Raw genomic sequence first — 844 nt, 5'->3', positions numbered from 1 at the left:
GCTGGCCGGGAAGATGCCGCCTGAGGCGCCGCCGGGCAGGTAGGCGTACAGCGTGTGACCGTCCTGCATGCCGTCACAGTATTCGTCGATCAGTTCACGCAGGGTGATGCCGGCCGGCGCCAGCTTGACACCGGGGTGGCGCACGCGACCGCTGACGCTGAAAGAGCGCAGGCCTTTGCGGCCATTGCGGCCATAGCTGCTGAACCAGGAGGCGCCCTTCTCCACGATGTCGCGCACCCAGTACAAGGTCTCGAAGTTGTGCTCCAGCGTAGGGCGGCCAAACAGGCCGACCTGGGCGATGTAGGGCGGGCGCATGCGCGGCTCGCCGCGTTTGCCTTCGATGCTCTCAATCATGGCCGACTCTTCGCCGCAGATGTAGGCACCTGCACCGCGGCGCAGCTCGATGTGGGGCAAGGGGCACGGCGGATTGGCCTGCAACTTGGCCAGCTCGGTTTCCAGGATGGCGCGGCAGCCGTGGTATTCGTCACGCAGGTAGATGTAGCAGCGCTCTATGCCCACGATTTGCGCTGCAATCAGAAGGCCTTCCAGAAAGCGGTGCGGATCGCGCTCCAGGTAGGTACGGTCCTTGAAGGTGCCAGGCTCCCCCTCGTCGATGTTGACCGCCATGAGCTTGGGTGCAGGCTGGTCGCGCACGATGCGCCATTTGCGCCCAGCCGGGAAGCCGGCGCCGCCCAGGCCGCGCAGTCCCGAGTCCTCCATCGCCTTGATAACGCTCTCGGCATCCTGTTCGCCGTTGACCAGGGCCGCCGCCAAGGCATAGCCGCCAGCGTGGCGGTATGCCGCATAGCCTGCGTAGCCGGGTGCCACTTCAATGGCATGGGGG

At 66.0% G+C, this 844-nt stretch carries 1 pseudogene; it reads right to left on the bottom strand.

What is annotated here, in order from left to right:
* A pseudogene (locus AC1RMF_RS26610) lies at nucleotides 1-844 on the bottom strand (NADH-quinone oxidoreductase subunit F); the annotation flags it as partial.

It is taken from the genome of Rhodoferax sp. GW822-FHT04A08 (genome assembly GCF_058801025.1).
Note: the sequence above shows the minus strand (reverse complement) of the source record. Positions and strands in the feature narration are given on the sequence as shown.